This is a genomic window from Kribbella koreensis (assembly GCF_039525325.1).
In the GTDB taxonomy this organism is placed as follows: domain Bacteria; phylum Actinomycetota; class Actinomycetes; order Propionibacteriales; family Kribbellaceae; genus Kribbella; species Kribbella koreensis.
In genome coordinates, this window is record NZ_BAAAHK010000017.1 from 122,208 (window position 1) to 139,897 (window position 17,690).

Below are 17,690 nucleotides of genomic sequence, written 5' to 3' on the forward strand. Positions count from 1 at the left end.
CCAACGCTAGTGCCACCCCCACCCACCAGCCCACATCGCCCTCACTGTCAAGCCCTCACACGTTGCAGCAACTCCCGCTTGTGGGCGGTTCCCGCCGACTTCTAGCCTTCGACCAAATCTTCAAAGGGGTGGGGCTCATGGCAGCGAATTCCGCGTCGTCGCGCGTCAAACTACGCACCAAAGTCGGTACGGCACTGCTGACGGTGGTCGCCGTCGTGCTCGCCATGATCGTCACTCCGAGCGCCGCGACCGCGGTGACTCCCGTCGGTGTCCTGAGTGCCGCGCAACTGAACACCGCCTTCAAGACCTACGGCGACACCTCAGGCAAGTGGAGCGGTGGCGACGGCACGGCCTCGGTCCCGCTGCCCGACGGCCGGGTCGCCTGGCTCTTCTCCGACACCTACATCGGCACCGTCAACGCCGACGGCAGCCGGCCGGCGAACACCCCGATGATCAACAACTCGATCGTCGTGCAGTCCGGCGCGGGTCTGGACACGACCATCTTCCGCGGTACGGCGGCCGCGCCGACCGCCGTGATGCCGCCTACCGCCGACGGCGACTTCTTCTGGGTCGGCGACGGCACGGCGCGCGACGGCAAACTGCGGGTGGCCTACACGCGGTACGGACGATCGGGCCAGGGTGCGCTCGACGTCAAGCTCAAGGGCACCAGCGTGGCGACCTTCGACCCGGCCACCTTCGCGCTCGAATCGGTGACCGCGTTGCCGGTCGGCGACAAGATCGCCTGGGGTGTCGAGCTGGTCGAGGACGGGCCGATCACCTACGTGTACGGCTCGGAGTACCTCGAGGACACCGGCATGCGGTTCGCGCACCTCGCCCGCACCAACGCCGATCTGACCGCGCCCCTCGAGTACTGGAACGGAACCACCTGGGTCACCGACGAAGCAGCCTCAGCTCGTCTGCTGAGCGGCGTCGGCACGACCTTCGGAGTACAGAAGGTAGGCACCAACTGGGTCCTCGTCACCCAGCAGGGCAACGGAGTCTTCCACCCCGACATGGTCGCCTACACCTCACCCTCACCGACCGGCCCGTGGAGCGCCCCGGTGGTTCTGCTCCAGGCACCGGAGGGCGCCGAGGGCAACGAGAAGATCGTGTACGACGCCCACGTCCATCCGCAGTCGGCCGCCGGGGGGAAGCTGCTGTGGTCGTACAACGTGAACAGCCTCAATGCCACCGCGAACACCGAGGACGCCGGCATCTACCGGCCACGTTTCGTCGAGACCGCCTGGCCGATCCAGCCGCCGGACCCGACGGCGGTGCCGGCCAAGGTCGGAGGACTCGCCGTGACCCAGAACGCTGATGGCGAGGCCGTGCTCTCCTGGCAGCCGGTCGCCGGAGCTACGAAGTACTGGCTCTACGAGCGGAACGTGACGGACGGGCAGACGCACTTCGCCCGTCGAGCGACCTCAGTGAGCTCGACGTCGACCACCGAGTCGTACGTCCGCGACGGCAAGACCTACGAGTTCAAGGTGGCAGCCGCGAACAACGTCGGCGAAGGCGTTCCGTCCGACGTCTCCACCCTCGCCGTGCACATCGACCCGCCGGCGGCGCCGACCGGCGTCAGTGCAGTGCCGGACGGATCCACCGGTGGCGTGAAGGTCTCCTGGGCCGGTGTCACAGGCGGCTGGAACTACGAGATCTTCTATCGGGACACCACGGAGGCCGACAGCACCTTCGAGTCGGTCACCGTAGTGGGCGGTGATGTCCGGCAGTACCAGGTCAAGAGCCTGACCCTGATGCATCCGCACGAGTTCTACGTGATCGCCAAGGGAGCTGGTGGAGACTCCGCCAAGTCGGCCGTCGTGACGGCGACGCCGGTCGGTATTCCACCCGCGGCGCCGGCTGCTCTCACAGCGACCACGAAGACGAACGGCACCGTCGGTCTGAGCTGGACGGCGTCGACGACGCCAGGGGTCTGGTACTGGGTCTATCAGCGGGACCTGACGGCGGACGAGACGGAGTTCGTCCGGTTGCCGCTGCCGGTCTCGAGCGGTACTTCGATGGAGGCGGGCTATCTCGCCGACGGACACAGCTACGAGTTCGCCGTCACGGCGTACAACGACGGTGGCGAATCCGCCAAGGTGGTGGCGGCTCCGGCCACCTCGACCTACCCGAAGTTGCCGGCGCCGACCGGGCTGGTCGCGGTGGCGGGTGATGGTGAGGTCAAGCTGAGCTGGAACAGTCTCGGCGACGACGCCTGGTACTGGGTGTATCAGCGCGACGTCACGGACGGCGAGACGACCTTCACCAAGCTGCCGTTGCCGATCGCGGCCGGCACGGGGATGACGGCGGGGTATCTGTCGAACGGGCACACCTACGAGTTCAAGGTGTCGGGGATCGGGCCGAACGGGGAAGGTGCGCTGTCCGCGGCCGTCCAGTCGACGCCCAAGTTCCCGACGCCGGCACCGGTGACTGGCTTGGTCGCCGCCGCGCAGACGGACGGAACCATCAAGGTCACCTGGGGCGATGTGCCCAGCACCTACTTCTGGGTCTACCAGCGGGATGTGACGGCGGGGGAGTCCTTCGTCAAGCTGGAGTACCCGACGGACAAGGGCGCCTTCACGGCGGCGTACCTCAAGCACGGGCACGTCTACGAGTTCAAGGTCCAGCCCAACGCGAATGGCATCGACGGGCCGATCAGCGGAGTGGTCCGGGCCACTTCGCACTACAACCCGCCGCCGGCTCCGACCGGGCTGGTCGCGAGGGCGATGGGCGATGCCACCATCCGGCTGGACTGGAACGGAGTCGCCAACGTCAGCTTCTGGGTTTACCAGCGCGACGTGACCGCAGGTGAGACCACCTTCACCAAGCTGGGTCTGCCGAGCCTCGACAAGACGGCTGAGCTCGGGCTGATGAAGGCGGGACACAAATACGAGTTCAAGGTCGCGGCCGAGAACCAAGGCGGGCTGGGCGCGTTGTCCGCGGTTGCGTCGGCTACGTCGTACGGCGGATTGCCGGTCGCTCCCAAGAACCTGACGGCCGTGGCTCAGGACGGGCAGGTGAAGCTGTCCTGGACCGGCAGCACGACCAGCGGTGTCCAGTACATCGTCTATCAGCGCAACATGACCTCGGGCGATCCGTGGGAACGTCTGCCGCTGCCGGTCACCGGTACGTCGATGACGGCCGGCTTCCTGGAGAACGGTCAGACCTACGCGTTCAGAGTCACCGCCCAGAACGGGATCGGCGAGAGCGGCGGCACCAACACCGTCCAGTCCCGCCCGATGCCTCCGTTCCCGACCCCGCCGACCAGCCTCACGGCGACACCGGGCAACGGCTTCGTCAATCTCAGTTGGTCGGCCGGTACGCCGGCGAACATCCTGTACTGGGTGGAGATGCGTCCCGCCGGTGGCAAGTGGAGCCGCCTTCCGCTCCCCATCAGCGCCAGGACCCTGAAGGTGACCTTCCTGCGGAACGCGGTCACCTACGAGTTCCGGGTGCTGTCCAACAACCTTTCCGGTACGTCGGCACCCTCACCGGTGGACACGGCGCGTCCGATGCCACCGGCACCGACTGCCCCGGCCTCACTGACCGCGTCACCAGGAGACCGCCGGGTCGCCATCAACTGGGCGGACTCGACACCGGCCGGCGTCTACTACTGGGTCGAGTACCGGGTCGCCGGCAAGCAGTGGATCCGGCTTCCCTATCCGGTCGTCGGTCAGTCGTACCTGACCGTCGTGCCGCTGGCCAACAACACCCGGTACGAGTTCCGGGTCCGCGCTGCCAACGAGGCCGGCGTCTCGGCCCCGTCCCCGGTCGCCACCGCGACTCCGATTCCACCACCGCCCGTGGCGCCGGCGATCACGTACGTCACGGAGTACGCGGGCCAGCTGTCGGTGGGCTGGTCGGACAACACGGTCGAACCGTGGGAGAGCGAGATTCGCTACCGCAGCCGGCTCACCGGCAACACGGTGTCGAAGGCGACGTTCTACGCCGTCACCAGCTCCTCGCAGATGCTGCGTGGTGGTGAGGAGTTCGAGGTCATCGTCCGGACCCACAACTCCCGCGGCTGGGGGCCGTGGTCGGCGCCGAAGTACGGCGTGCCGCGGATCAGCTGGAACCCCCTGAGCTGGGCCCGCATCCGACCCGGGAACGACGGACCGAACGAGCTTGCGCGGCTTCTGACCGGTGGCAGCTCGTGTAAGGCTGCCAGGCTGCAGATCGTCTGCTTCAACACCGACCTGTCGCACAATCAGATGCGCCCCCTGACGTTGGGCGACTACCTGGGCTATCCGAGGTCCGAGAGCGAGTTCGACTACCAGATCAGATGCGAAGCGCTGGATGCCGGCGATATCTCCGCGAAGCACGGCTACTCGGCCGGCCAGCAGCTCGGCCCGCGCCTGCTGGAGCACGAGGCAGTCCATTCGGAGCAATGGGCGAAGCACGGACTGGCCTTTGGTGCTCTCTACGGTGCCGCCGAGGTCTATGCCCGCACCCACGGGTACTTCAACAGTTACGAGGTGGCTGCGAACCTGTTCTGGGGCGGCTACAGCACCTTCGACTACAGCATCCACAACTGCTGATGAGGATCGCAAGGCTGGCGGTGGTCCTGGGGCTGAGTTTCGCCGCTCTGGTTCCGGGGCAGCAGGCAAGTGCCGGTACGACGGCGCTGGTGACTGATCCGGCGGCGTTGGTCAATCCGATGGTGGGGACTGCTCAGAAGGCTGGGCAGGAAGGGAATGCGGGGAATACTTTTCCGGGGCCGGCGGTGCCGTTCGGGATGGTGCAGTGGGGGCCGGATACTTCGCCTCGGTGGCCGGGTGGGGATTATGACTATGCGGCTACCGCGTTGGCTGGGTTCGGGGTCACCCGGATGAGTGGGGCTGGGTGTGGGGCCTATGGGGATCTGCCGTTCCTGCCGGTGACGGGGACGGTTCCGGCGGACAAGAACAAAGCCACGGTGGGGTTCAGCCACGCCAAGGAAGTTGCGCGGGCGGGGTATTACGCCAATACGTTGGCCAACAACGTGAAGGTGGAGTTGACGGCTGGGCTGCGGGCGGGGCTTGGGCGGTTCACGTTTCCGGCGGGGACGGCGGCGACGTTGTTGCTCAAGACCGCAGGCGGAGCGGCGGCGTCCGAGGGTGCGGTGACGGCGGTCAGTACGACCGAGGTGACTGGGTGGACCGGCGCCGGGGCCTTTTGTATCCGGGGCAATCACTACCGGCTGTACTACGCGGTGAAGTTCGACAAGGCCTTCACGGCTTCGGCCAAGTGGGGAGCGCCGCCGCTTTACACCGGTGACGGTGGGATCGCGTTGACGTTCCCGGCGGGGACGGTGGTGAAGGCGAAGGTCGGGATTTCGTTTGTCAGTGTGGCCAACGCGCAGGGAAACCGGGATTCCCTGGCCAGTTGGGATCCGGCGGTGGTCGAGCAGGCCGCCAAGACGTCGTGGAACAGTTTGCTGACCGGGATCCAGATCGGTGGCGGGACGCTGGATTCGCAGAAGACTTTCTACACGGCGCTTTACCACTCGTTGCTGCATCCCAATGTGTTCAGCGATTCGAACGGGCAGTACCTCGGTTTCGACAAGGCGGTCCATACGGTGCCCGCGGGGCAGTCGGCGGTTTATGCCAACTTCTCCGGCTGGGACACCTATCGATCACAGATCCAGTTGAGCGCCTTGGTGGCGCCCGCGCAGACCTCGGACATGATCCGGTCGATGCTGCTGGCCTATGACCAGTCGGGCAGGCTGCCGAAGTGGCCGGTGGCGAACAGCGAGACGTACATGATGGTCGGCGATCCGGCGCTGCCGATCATCGCGTCGGCTTACGCGTTCGGAGCCCGCAACTTCGATGCCGCGAAGGCACAGGCGGCGATGGTCGACGAGGCGACCGGGCGGTCGGACGTCCGGCCGGGCAACGGCTACCTCGACACGCACGGCTATCTGCCGACCGACGGCGGGTTCGGCTGTTGCGACCACACGGGCACGGTGTCGACCTCGCTCGAGTACAACATCGCCGACTTCGCGTTGTCCGCGTTCGCCGGGGCGCGCGGCGACACCGCCGTACGGGCGAAGTTTCTCGATCGGGCGCAGGGGTGGCAGTACCTGCTCAACCCGGCGAGTGGGTTCGTGCAGCCGCGCCGGGGGAGCGGGGCGTGGAAGGAGAACTTCAGTCCGACGGACTTCTCGTTCGACGACTGGGCCGAAGGCAACTCGTGGAAGTACACGCCGATGGTGCCGTTCAACGCGGCCGGGCTGATCGCGGCCAAGGGCGGGCCGGGCGCGATGAACCAGTACCTCGACACGCACTTCCAGCAGCTCAACCAGATCGCCGGCGAGTACGCCTGGATGGGGAACGAGCCGAGCTTCGGTACGCCGTGGCTGTACTCCTACACCGGGCGGCCCGACAAGACCCAGGAAGTGGTCCGGCGGGTCCAGACCGAACTGTTCGCCAACAAGCCGGACGGCCTGGCGGGCAATGACGATCTCGGGTCGCTGTCGTCCTGGTACGTCTGGTCCGCGATCGGCCTCTATCCGGCGACTCCGGGCACGGCCGACCTCGTCCTCGGCAGCCCCTTGTTCCCCGAGACGGTCGTCCGTCTGCAAGGCGGCAAAACCCTCACGATCAACGCGCCGGCGGCCTCTGTCGGTACGCCGTACGTCCAGAGCATGACCGTCGACGGCGCAGCCTGGAACAAAGCCTTCCTGCCGGCCGGCACGCTCACCACCGGTGCGACGATGAGCGTCGTCCTCGGCAGCCAGGCTGGAACGGGCTGGGCGACGACGCCGGACGCGGCGCCACCGTCGTACTCGTCGGACGCCGTTTCCATTGCCGACAACAACGGAACGAGCCACGACAGCGACCCTGGGGAAGCCAATTACGACAATTTCGGCTCGGGTTATGCCGTCGCGGCCCTGCAGACTCTCGGCGTGATTCCCGGCAGCAAATTCGTAGCTGGCGGCATCGACTATGTCTGGCCGAACATCCGGGCCGGCCGGCCGGACAACGTGGTCGCGGCAGGTCAGACGCTGACCGTCTCGAGTCCGCCGGGCGCCAACCGGATCGGCTTCCTCGGCAGCGCGGAGGGCGCGATGGACGGAGCAGCCGGTACTGCGACCGTCCGGTACGCCGACGGCACCAGCGCGGCCGTCCAACTCGGTTTCAGCGACTGGACCCTGGCGGGCGGCGCTGTGCAGAAGCGGGCCGACAACGTCGTCGCGGCGGACATGCCGTACCGCAACAACTACTGGGCCGGCGGTCCGGAGCAAGTACGGACCTACCTGTACTCCGCCTCCTTCCCGATCGACGCCGCCAAGACCGTCGTCGGCGTGACGCTGCCGACCGCGCCGGCGTCGGGCCGGTTGCATGTCTTCGACGTCGGCTTCTCCGGCCATCGCGCCAACGCGGGGGTCAGCGACGACACCCAACTCGGGTCGGCCGACTTCGACAACGCGGCGGCGAGCTACTCCCGGCAGGCGCTCACCGCGGCCGGGCTGGCGCCTGGTGCTGATGTCGTCAGCGGCGGCATCCACTACCGCTGGCCGTCGACGGCGGCGGGGGACCGGGACAACTTCGTCGCCGAAGGCCAGTCGATTCCGGTCACCGCTCCGGCGGGGGCGACGAAGCTGGGAGTGCTCGGGGCGTCGTCCGGCTGGCCGACGGGCGTTTCCGGGACGGCCACGATCGTCTACACCGATGGGACGCGGCAATCCGTAGTACTGGGCTTCACGGACTGGACCCGGGGTGGTGGCACCGAGGCGATCGGGCATGGCAACACCGTCGTCGCGCAGATGACGTACCGGAACTGGATGCCTTCAGGGAAACAGCAGATCGCCACCTATGTCTTTGCAAAGACGCTGCCGCTACTGGCCGGAAAAAGCCTTCAAACACTTGAACTTCCGCCTCCGAGCGGTGGTTTCGGACACATTCACGTGTTCTCGGTGGCCGCTGGCTGACTCGGTATCTCCCCGGTATTGAAACTTGCAGTTACCGCCTGGTAGGAACGTCCATCAGCTTCGTACTGAACGGTAGTTCAAGTACGTGAAATTTGGATTTTCCGGATGGGGTCCCCGGAGTCCGACAGTGAGGTGGAGGACTCAATGCAGCGCAGTACCTTGCTCGGCGGAGCCCTGCTGGCAGTGGTCGCGGGTCTGTTGTGCCTGATCGGGGAAGCCCTCGGTCTGGACACGCAGCACGTGGCACTGGTCGGCGGGGCCCTGGGGGGAGTGGTCGGGCTGGTCCAGGAGCGCACGCCGGCGATGCGGGCGGCCGGCTTCCTGATCGGGCTCGTGGTCGCCTGGCTCGGATTCGCCATCCGGGCGCTTTATCTGCCCGACTCGGCCTCGGGCCGGGCCGTGGCAGCGGCTCTGGTCGTCGTCGTGTGCGTCCTGTTCACGGCCGGTTCCGCCAACCGGCTGCCGTTGTGGACGCTGTTGATCGGCGCGGCCGCGATGGTCGCCGTGTACGAGGAGAGCTACACCGCGGACAGCCCGGCGTTCCTGGCTCAGTCGCCGTCGGCCGCGACCGGCGTACTGCTGGCCGCCGGGATCGGGTTCCTGGCGACCTCGATCCAGGGGCCGTTGCGGGCGCCGTCGAACCAGCGGACCGAGGATCCGCCGGCCGGCGACGCGCCCACGGCCGAAGAAGAAGCCCTGGTACCCGCTTCCACTCACGAGTTTTCCGCCACCGAAGGAGATCGCGCGTGAGCGCCCGACGTATCACCCGGGGACTGGCTGTCGCCGTCGCCGTCCCGACCGCCCTCGTCCTGTCGACGTCGCAGGCGCTGGCGACGACGACCGCGCTGACCGCCGACCCGGTCAAGGTCACCAACACCGAGACCGTGCAGGCCCGGCTCGACCCGAGCGGCAAGGTCGAAGGCGCCCGGATCTACGAGCAGCTCGACTTCGCCGGCAAGGGCAAGGTGAAGCTGTCCAACCCGGTCTCGACCGATGGCCTGCGGAACCTGGACGGCTTCGGCGGCCCGTCGGTCAAGGACGGCAAGATGAACGTCGACCTGACCGTCGACGGCGAGCAGCGGATGCGGACGGTCAGCGACTTCGACAAGAAGAAGCTGCCGATCAAGGTCGCCGTCACGTACACGCTGAACGGCAAGAAGCTCAAGAAGCCGGGCGACGCGGTCGGCAAGGACGGCCGGCTCGAGGCGCACTACGTCGTCGAGAACACCTCGGCCGAGCCCCGCGAGGTGACCATCACCGACGGGTACGGCAAGAAGATCACCGAGCAGTCCGACGTGGTCATCCCGATGGTCGGCCAGCTCACGACGGTGCTGCCGCCGGAGTTCACCGACGTCTCGTCGAACGAGGCGAACCGGGCCGGTGACGGCAAGGGCGGTACGAAGCTCAGCTTCACCGTCACGCTGTTCCCGCCGGTCGGCGCCGCGACGGCCGAGTTCGGCTGGGCGGCCGAGGTCAAGGACGCGGTCGTCCCCGAGGCCGAGCTGACCGCGCTGCCGGTCAGCCCGCTGGACAGCCCGACCTTCAAGGCCGCCGTCAGTGGGTACGAGAGCGGCGCCGAGAAGGGCTCCGACCTGGTCGAGGGCGGTACGACGCTCGACACGAACCTGATCCGCCTCCGCGACGGAGCCGAGAAGCTCCTCGGCGGCCTGCTGCAGCTGAACGCCGGCGCCAAGACCCTCAACGAGGGCCTGGCCAACGAGGCCGCCCCCGGCGCCAGCAAGCTCTCGGACGGCGCCGCGCAACTGGCCGGCGGCCTCGGTGAGCTCGACACCGGCGCATCGCTGCTCCGCACCAAGACCGGCGAAGCGGCCGACGGCGCCAGCAAGATCAACGATGGCGCAGGCAAGCTCAACAAGGGCGCCAAGGACCTGAGCGCGGGTGCCAACAAGCTCAAGGCCGGAACGGGTGAGCTGGAAGGCGGCCTCAACAAGCTCAAGGCCGGTACCACCGACCTCAACGCAGGCGCAGGCAAGCTGAAGGCGGGCACCGGTGACCTCAAAGCCGGTGCAGGCAAGCTGAAGGCCGGCACCACCGACCTGAAGGCGGGTGCCGGCAAGCTCAAGGCCGGAACGGGCGACCTCAAGACTGGCGCCGGCAAGCTCAAGGCCGGTACCGGAGATCTGAAGACAGGTGCTGGCAAGCTCAAGGCCGGTACCGGCGACCTCAAGGCCGGTACGGGCAAGCTCGCAAGCGGCCTCGACGAGGCAACCGGCAAGGCTCCCAGCCTGATCGAGGGACTGAACCAGGTCAGCGCCGGTCTGAACGGTGTCGAGGACGGCCTGGTGCAGATGTACGGCGGTATCGGGCAACTGCCCACGAAGGCGCAGGCACTGCACGCAGGTGTGAAGCAGCTCCAGGACGGCATCGGATCGGTCGGCGCCGAAGGGACACTGCTCGGCGGGCTGGAGAGCCTGAAAAAGCAGCTCTCCGCGGCCGGTCCGGGCATCGACAAGATGCGTGGTGGGGTGGACTGTGCGTCGGACGCGTTGAAGGGCGTCAGCAACGGCAAGGCCGTCGGCACCTACGACGAAGCCTGCTACGGTCCCGCGGCCGCGCTGCTGAACGGTCCGGCAGGAGCTCTGAACGCCGGGCCGGAGACGAACACCGTCAAGAAGATGATCCTGGATTCCCTGATCGGCCAGCTGGGTTCGATCAACGGCTCGACGCCTGACCTGGACAAGCCGCTGCCGGACTCGGCCACGATGCAGGAGGCGCTCGCCTACCTGAAGGGCCGGCTGACCCAGCGGGCCGTGCCGGGGATCGCGCAGCTGCAGTGCGGGCTCGACAACCGGCTCTCGGGTTGCCCGGACTCGAAGCCGGGTCTGATCCAGGGCCTCGACGCTGTCGATGCGGGGATCAGCCAGTTGGTGTCCAGCGTGGTCGCCAGCGTTCAGGGCGGAATCGGCGAGGCGACTGACACGCCCGCGAACAAGACTCTGCGCGGCGGGGTCAACGGTCTCCAGGCTGGCGTCGGGCAGATTCAGGAGGGTGGCAAGACCCTGCTGGCTGGGCTCAACCTGCTCTCGGACGGTGCTGACCAGCTCGACCTCGGTGCGGGTGTGCTCGATACCGGCGCCGGAACCCTCAAGTCTGGTGCTGAGCAGCTCGATACCGGCGCCGGTGCGCTGAAGTCCGGTGCCGACCAGCTCGATACCGGCGCTGGTGCGTTGAAGAAGGGCGCTGGGGATCTGGATGCGGGTGCCGGTGCGTTGAAGAAGGGCGCTGGTGACCTCGACACCGGTGCGGGCACTCTCAAGGCCGGTGTTGGCAAGCTCGACAGCGGTGCGGGTCAGCTCAAGGTCGGTGCGGGCGCGCTTGACAACGGCGCTTGGAAGCTGGCTGGTGGTGCTGGGCAACTGAAGGCTGGGGTCGGGGTGCTGGTTGACGGGACCGGGCAGCTCGACAGCGGGCTTGGCAAGTTGGCTGATGGCACCGGCAAGTTGGCTGACGGCGTCGGCAAGGCCAAGGACGGGTCCGATCAGGTGGCGCAGGGGTCCAAGGATCTGTCGGCCGGGATCGGGAAGGCTGCTGACGGGTCGGGCAAGCTGGCCGACGGGCTGGAGACCGCGTCGCAGGGCGGGAAGGCGATTCCGGACGGGGCCAGCCGGCTGTCGAAGGAAGGCGCGAAGGAGCTGACCAAGAACGGTGCGGCCACCGCGCTCGACTTCGGGCGGCGGTACGGGGTGCTGTCGGCATCGGCCGACCGGGCGAAGACCGAGTCGATGCCGTATGGCGCACCCGAAGGTGCGGTCGGCGCGACGGCGTACTCGCTGAAGCTCGCCGGCGACAGTGGTGAGGGCGGCCGTAGCTGGGTGCGGTTGCTTCTCGGGCTGGGCGTGTTCGGTGTGGCGATCGGCGCGACCGGGTTGCTGCGGCGGCGGTTCAGCAACTAGAGCTGGGGCTTGTGGGCGGACCAGATCGCGGTGCCGGGTACCAACCGGCCGCGGTCTGGTCCCCAGCCGCCCCAGACGTTGTGGTTGCCGGCGGGCCACTCGGGTTCGAGTAGGTCGTCGATGACGAAGCCGGCGGTGGTGAGAGCGCGGATCCAGTCGCCGGTGGTGCGGTGGTGCTCGGCGTAGATGGGGGTGCCGTCGGCGTCGACTTCGACGTACGGGGTGCGGTCGAAGTACGACTGGGTGATCCGCAGCCCGGCCGGCGTCGGGTCGTCCGGCATGCTCCACCTGATCGGATGCGTCACCGAAAACACCAGTAGCCCACCAGGCTTGAGGATCCGGGCGATCTCACCCAGCGCCGCTTCCGCATCAGCAACGAACGGCAACGCCCCGAAGGCCGAGCAAGCGACGTCAAAACCGTTGTCCTTAAAGGGAATCGCAACAGCATCAGCTGCAACAGTCCGTACTACGCTCCCCGTACGCCGATCCAGCTCCCGCCCGACCCGAAGCTGCTCCACCGAGATGTCAAAGGCAACGACATTCGCGCCCTGCCCCACGAGCCACCGCGAGCACTGCGCAGCGCCACACCCAACCTCGAGCACCCGCTTCCCCCGCACAGGCCCAAGCAGCTGCGCCGCAGCCTCATCCACTCCCTCGGGCGACCAGATGAACCTGTCGTCCCCCAGAAACTCCCCGTGCTCCGCCAGATACTCCTCAGCCGCCGAGTCCCAGTAGGTCCGACTAGCTTTGGACGTCTCCGCCCCACTCAACTCCACCCGCCGCGGTTCGACCACCTGCGCAGCCTATCGGTGGGCCGGAGTGTCCCTACGGACAGGACATAGTGCCCGAACCGCGGCCGTCCGCCGCCTTGGTGAGCCTGGCGCCCGGCCGAATAGTCGACTATGTCCTGTCGTTCGGGACAGGTTGCGGGTCAGTTCGTGGCGCGGGCGGCGAGGGCTCGGTTCATGGCTTCGAACTGGGGCTTGATGGTTTTGTTCAGCATGCCGACGGTGAAGGGGACGGCGATGCCGTTGAACTTCTCTTCCTGGATCAGCCGGGAGCGGCCGTCGGGGAGGGCTTCGATGCGGAAGGAGTGTTCGCCGTCGAAGATGCCGCCCGGGGGGATCTTGCCGATCCAGCGGAGTTCTCTGCCGGGGTCGACGGCGAGGAGTTCGGGGGTGAAGGTTGTTTCGTCGCCGTTGGTGTCCTTGAGGATGTTGGTGATCTTCGCGCCGGTCTTCAGGTCGCCGGTCGAGGAGATGATGAAGGGGTTCCAGTCGGGGTAGGCTGCGCGGTCGGCCAGGACCTTCCAGACCTCGTCGGGGGTTGCGTCGATCTCGATCTCGGCGTGAAGCACTGTGGTGTGGGCTATGGCGTAGATGCAGTAGCCGGCCAGCAGGGCGACGACGGCGCCCAAGGCAGTCAGTACGCGACGGCGTAGAGGTGACTTGGTGGTGGCGGTGGTCATTGCGGCTCCTCGGGGCCTAGGACGCTGCGGACGAGCGTCGTTGCGTAGTCGGGGGTCAGTGGCTCGCCGGTGACTAGCAGGCGGTAGTACAGGGGGCCGACCAACTGGTCGACCAGGACTGCGGGGGAGACGTGGTCCAGTACGAGGCCGGCTTCCTGGGCCTTGGCGACCACGGCCGTGACGGCTCGGTGGCGCTCGGCCCAGAGGGCGCGGACGCTCTCGCCGACGCGTGGTTCGCGGGCGGCTGCGGCGGCCAGGTCGGCGATCAGGCTCGTCGGGGTCGCGGCGAGGTTGGCGGCGATCGCGGTGACGAGCTCGGTCAGGTCTCCGCGTGGGTCGTCGGTCGGTTCGAACGGGACTTCCTCGCGCAGGTTGGTGATCAGCGCGACCACCAGCTCGGCCTTCGATGCCCAGCGCCGGTACAGCGTCGTCTTCGCGACCCCGGCCCGCTCGGCGACCCGGTCGATCGACAGCGCGTCGTACCCGCCCTGGCGGATCTCCGCCGCCGCGGCCGCGAGCACCCTGCCCTCGACCCCGGTGTCGCGCGGTCTGCCTCGTCCGGCCATCCCGCCTCCTTTTACGATACTGCAGTAGCGTAATTGAAGAACGGAAAGTTGTCAGCCCCCAGCCCTTGCCGAAAAGGTGAGTTTTCTTCAAGCTGACTCGTACTGTTACCGACCAGTCACTTAACGTTGAAGGCGGGCAGCATGCAGAAGAGATCAGTACGTGCTCGGATGGTCGCGGTACTCGCCGCGACCGGGTTGCTGGTGGCGAGCCCGCTCACGGCGGCCACAGCTCAAGCGGTTGAGGCGCCGCCGCTCGTGTACGTCGCGATGGGTGATTCCTACGCCGCCGGCTCCCTGGTGTTGCCGGCGAAGGAGGTCTTCACCTGTGCGCGATCGGCGGTCAACTACGCCTCGTTGATCGCCAATCAGGTCCATCCGGCGACATTCCGCGACGTCACCTGTGGCGGTGCTACCACCACGCATTTCGCGCAGCCACAGCCGGGGATCATCACCGGGACCGCAGCGCCGCAGTACGACGCCCTGAGCGCCGACACCACGCTCGTCACGGTCGGGATCGGTGGTAACGACATCGGCCTCGTCGGGCTCGCGGTCTCCTGCGTGAACCTGCTGCCGCAGCCGGTCGGGACGTCCTGCAAGGCAACCAACACCGCGGGTGGGGTCGACAAGCTCGCGCAGAAGATCGACGCGTTCGCACTGACGTACGGGACGGTGATCGAGCAGATCCGGCAGCGGGCGCCGCACGCGAAGATCCTGATGGTCGGCTATCCGACGGGGATCAAGAAGGGCGGCTGCTGGCCGGTCGTCCCGGTCTGGGCGTCGGACGCGGACTACCTGCAGTCGGCCCTGACGCGGCTGAACGTCCGGATGGCGGAGCAGGCGCAGGCGCACGGTGCGACGTACGTCGATCTGGCGACGCCGAGCATCGGGCACGACATGTGCAAGGGTCTCGCGACCAGGTGGATCGAGGGACTGATCCCGAACGTGGTGACGAACGGACTCGTCCCGCTGCACCCGAACGCGGCCGGCCTGCGGAATGCGGTGCCGACCGTACTTGCGGCGGCCGGACTTGCAGCACCCACCAAGGCGTAATCGGGCGCTGGTGCCGCGCTCAGCCCGCCGGTGAGGACGCTCTCGCCGGCGGGTTGGTGTGTGGTGGGTGTCCGTGGCGTGCGGCAGGATGCGCGGCATGGACGACTTCGGTGCGATCGCGGCCAGTGCGGTGCCGCTGACCGGCGGGTATGGCGGGGAGACCTTCGCCGTGAGCGCCGGCGGTGAGGACGCCGTGCTGAAGCTGTACGGCAAGCGTCCGGCGCGGGCTGCGGTCGATGTCTCGCTGATGCGGCTCGTGCGCGGTCTGCTACCGGTGCCCCGGGTGCTCGACGCCATGCCCGAGCCCGCGGGCGACGGCGCTCCTCCTTATGTCTTGTACGAGCGGCTGCCCGGCGTGAATCTCGAGACCTATCTCGCGACGGCCGGCGACGCGGAGCGGCGGAAGGTGGGGGAGCAGCTCGGTGAGCTCCTCGTGCGCCTGAGCGGGATGCCGTTCCTGAGCTTCGGCGACTTCGTCGGGAGGGAGCTGGCCATCGAGCCGTTCGGGGTCGGCGACCTGGAGGAGTTCCTCCAGGCACACGCACGGCAGATCGGGCTGACGCGTGAGCAGGTCGAGCGGTTCGCCGACGTGATCTACGAGGTGGAGGAGCTGGCCGAGGTCGGGGTGGACCGGTTCTGCCTGGTGCACAGCGACTTCAACCCGAAGAACCTGCTGGTCGACCCGGCGACCGCGCAGCTCACGGGGCTGATCGACTGGGAGTTCGCGCATGCGGGGTCCGTGTACGCCGACCTGGGCAACCTGCTGCGGTTCGAGACCGACCCGGTGCTCGCGGGGGCGGTGCTGAGCGTCGTACGGGCTGGATTCGACCTCGGGGACAGGCTGGTCGACCAGGCCCGGGCGGCCGATCTCTGGGCGCTGATCGACCTCGCGGCCCGGCCGGCGGCGAACCCCGTGGCGGCCGCGGCGAACGCTCTGCTCACCCGGATCTGCGACACGGGCGACCTCGCGGGCGGCCGTCCGGACCCGGACGTCGTACATTGAGACGAGTGGCACGTCGAGAGACCTCGGCGGGCGGCCGGTCGTCACCGGGTGCCCCGGGTTGCCGTGCCCTCCGTCATACACGTATTCTGTGAGATGCGCTATGGGCCCGCGCGACCTCAGACGGAGCAGGCTCGTGCTCGCAGCAAGATGCGATCCAACGGCCATTGCGCACCCGTACGACACCATCAGCCCACGGAGCAACTCACCACATGACGGCCAGCATCGAGGCACCTCTCGACCCCGCAGTACGCACCACCCCGCAGGTAGCGGTCAATGACATCGGGTCGGAGGAAGACTTCCTCGCGGCGATCGATCTGACCATCAAGTACTTCAACGACGGCGACATCGTTGAGGGGACCATCGTCAAGGTCGACCGGGACGAGGTTCTCCTCGACATCGGTTACAAGACCGAGGGCGTCATCCCGTCGCGCGAGCTGTCGATCAAGCACGACGTCGACCCGAACGAGGTCGTCAACGTCGGCGACCACGTCGAGGCCCTGGTTCTCCAGAAGGAGGACAAAGAAGGCCGCCTGATCCTTTCGAAGAAGCGCGCCCAGTACGAGAAGGCCTGGGGCACGATCGAGAAGATCAAGGAAGAGGACGGCGTCGTCACCGGTACCGTCATCGAGGTCGTCAAGGGTGGACTCATCCTCGACATCGGCCTCCGCGGCTTCCTGCCCGCCTCGCTCGTCGAGATGCGTCGTGTCCGCGACCTCCAGCCGTACGTCGGCCAGGAGATCGAGGCCAAGATCATCGAGCTCGACAAGAACCGCAACAACGTGGTTCTGTCGCGTCGCGCCTGGCTGGAGCAGACGCAGTCCGAGGTGCGGATGAACTTCCTCACCCAGCTGCAGAAGGGCCAGATCCGCAAGGGTGTCGTCTCCTCGATCGTCAACTTCGGTGCGTTCGTGGACCTCGGCGGCGTCGACGGTCTGGTGCACGTCTCGGAGCTGTCCTGGAAGCACATCGACCACCCGACCGAGGTGGTCGAGGTCGGCCAGGAGGTCACCGTCGAGGTGCTGGACGTCGACATGGACCGCGAGCGCGTCTCGCTGTCGCTGAAGGCGACCCAGGAAGACCCGTGGCAGCAGTTCGCCCGGACCCACCAGATGGGCCAGATCGTGCCCGGCAAGGTCACCAAGCTGGTTCCGTTCGGTGCGTTCGTCCGCGTGGAGGAGGGCATCGAGGGTCTGGTGCACATCTCCGAGCTGGCCGAGCGTCACGTCGAGATCCCGGAGCAGGTCGTTCAGGTGAACGACGATGTGATGGTCAAGATCATCGACATCGACCTCGAGCGTCGCCGGATCTCGCTGTCGCTGAAGCAGGCCAACGAGGGTGTCGACCCCGTCTCCGACGACTTCGACCCCACGCTGTACGGCATGGCGGCGACGTACGACGACCAGGGCAACTACGTCTACCCCGACGGCTTCGACCCGGAGACGGGCGAATGGCTCGAGGGCTTCGACGCTCAGCGCGAGGAGTGGGAGCGGCAGTACGCCGAGGCCCACACGCGCTGGGAGGCCCACAAGAAGCAGATCGAGGACGCCAAGACCGCGGACGTCGAGGCCGGCGAGGCCTCCACGTACTCCTCGGCCACCGGCGGCGGCAGCGCTGCTCCGAAGGACGACGCACCCGCCGAGGGCGCGCTCGCTTCCGACGAGGCGCTCCAGGCTCTCCGCGAGAAGCTGACCGGCCAGGGCTGACAGTAACCCTGCAACACCCGCAAGACCCGAGACCCCCACACCCCCGTACTGGGTGTGGGGGTCTCGCCCGTTCC

At 67.5% G+C, this 17,690-nt stretch carries 10 protein-coding genes; 7 read left to right on the forward strand and 3 right to left on the reverse strand.

Annotated features, from left to right (window positions below):
* Positions 1–137: 137 nt before the first annotated feature.
* The 4 genes from ABD116_RS30125 (at position 138) to ABD116_RS30140 (ending at position 11,826) form a co-directional block, all read left to right on the forward strand.
* Entirely contained in the window at positions 138–4,538 is a 4,401-nt protein-coding gene (locus ABD116_RS30125; RefSeq protein ID WP_343977817.1) for a fibronectin type III domain-containing protein, read from the forward strand.
* Complete coding sequence (locus ABD116_RS30130; protein WP_343977820.1) at positions 4,538–7,912, forward strand: GH92 family glycosyl hydrolase; 3,375 nt, start codon at positions 4,538–4,540, stop codon at positions 7,910–7,912. Before ABD116_RS30125 ends, ABD116_RS30130 begins: the two co-directional genes overlap by 1 nt.
* Positions 7,913–8,056: 144 nt before the next feature.
* Complete coding sequence (locus ABD116_RS30135; RefSeq protein ID WP_343977823.1) at positions 8,057–8,662, forward strand: hypothetical protein; 606 nt, start codon at positions 8,057–8,059, stop codon at positions 8,660–8,662.
* The gene (locus ABD116_RS30140; protein ID WP_343977826.1) at positions 8,659–11,826 is read left to right on the forward strand and encodes a hypothetical protein; all 3,168 of its coding nucleotides are present in this window, start codon (positions 8,659–8,661) and stop codon (positions 11,824–11,826) included. Before ABD116_RS30135 ends, ABD116_RS30140 begins: the two co-directional genes overlap by 4 nt.
* On the opposite strand, the gene ABD116_RS30145 is transcribed toward ABD116_RS30140, so the two are convergent.
* The 3 genes from ABD116_RS30145 to ABD116_RS30155 form a co-directional block, all read right to left on the reverse strand.
* Positions 11,823–12,620 carry a class I SAM-dependent methyltransferase gene (locus ABD116_RS30145; RefSeq protein WP_343977829.1) on the reverse strand — a complete coding sequence of 266 codons (798 nt, stop codon included), beginning with the start codon at positions 12,618–12,620 and terminating at the stop codon, positions 11,823–11,825. The two genes, ABD116_RS30140 and ABD116_RS30145, sit on opposite strands and share 4 nt — an antisense overlap.
* Before the next feature lie 137 nt (positions 12,621–12,757).
* Positions 12,758–13,294 carry an SRPBCC family protein gene (locus ABD116_RS30150; RefSeq protein WP_343977832.1) on the reverse strand — a complete coding sequence of 179 codons (537 nt, stop codon included), beginning with the start codon at positions 13,292–13,294 and terminating at the stop codon, positions 12,758–12,760.
* A complete protein-coding gene (locus tag ABD116_RS30155; protein ID WP_343977835.1) occupies positions 13,291–13,860 on the reverse strand; it encodes a TetR/AcrR family transcriptional regulator in 570 nt (189 codons plus the stop codon). The genes ABD116_RS30150 and ABD116_RS30155 overlap by 4 nt, the downstream gene beginning before the upstream one ends.
* 141 nt (positions 13,861–14,001) lie before the next feature.
* Between ABD116_RS30155 and ABD116_RS30160 the strand changes: the two genes are divergently transcribed.
* From ABD116_RS30160 to rpsA, 3 genes are all read left to right on the forward strand, one after another.
* Complete coding sequence (locus ABD116_RS30160; protein ID WP_343977838.1) at positions 14,002–14,910, forward strand: SGNH/GDSL hydrolase family protein; 909 nt, start codon at positions 14,002–14,004, stop codon at positions 14,908–14,910.
* A 97-nt stretch (positions 14,911–15,007) separates the two neighbouring features.
* Positions 15,008–15,913, forward strand: coding sequence for a phosphotransferase family protein (locus tag ABD116_RS30165; RefSeq protein ID WP_343977841.1), 906 nt, complete (start codon positions 15,008–15,010; stop codon positions 15,911–15,913).
* Between the two features lie 209 nt (positions 15,914–16,122).
* Positions 16,123–17,616 (forward strand): 30S ribosomal protein S1, encoded by a 1,494-nt coding sequence (gene rpsA / locus ABD116_RS30170; RefSeq protein ID WP_343977844.1) that lies wholly within the window; start codon positions 16,123–16,125, stop codon positions 17,614–17,616.
* Positions 17,617–17,690 lie beyond the last annotated feature (74 nt).

Excerpts from the sequence above, each read along its gene's own strand:
- rpsA (WP_343977844.1), top strand. The coding sequence starts at position 16,123 with ATGACGGCCAGCATCGAGGCACCTCTCGACCCCGCAGTACGCACCACC.
- ABD116_RS30130 (WP_343977820.1), top strand. The coding sequence starts at position 4,538 with ATGAGGATCGCAAGGCTGGCGGTGGTCCTGGGGCTGAGTTTCGCCGCT.
- ABD116_RS30125 (WP_343977817.1), top strand. The coding sequence starts at position 138 with ATGGCAGCGAATTCCGCGTCGTCGCGCGTCAAACTACGCACCAAAGTC.
- ABD116_RS30165 (WP_343977841.1), top strand. The coding sequence starts at position 15,008 with ATGGACGACTTCGGTGCGATCGCGGCCAGTGCGGTGCCGCTGACCGGC.
- ABD116_RS30155 (WP_343977835.1), bottom strand. The coding sequence starts at position 13,860 with ATGGCCGGACGAGGCAGACCGCGCGACACCGGGGTCGAGGGCAGGGTG.
- ABD116_RS30135 (WP_343977823.1), top strand. The coding sequence starts at position 8,057 with ATGCAGCGCAGTACCTTGCTCGGCGGAGCCCTGCTGGCAGTGGTCGCG.
- ABD116_RS30150 (WP_343977832.1), bottom strand. The coding sequence starts at position 13,294 with ATGACCACCGCCACCACCAAGTCACCTCTACGCCGTCGCGTACTGACT.
- ABD116_RS30160 (WP_343977838.1), top strand. The coding sequence starts at position 14,002 with ATGCAGAAGAGATCAGTACGTGCTCGGATGGTCGCGGTACTCGCCGCG.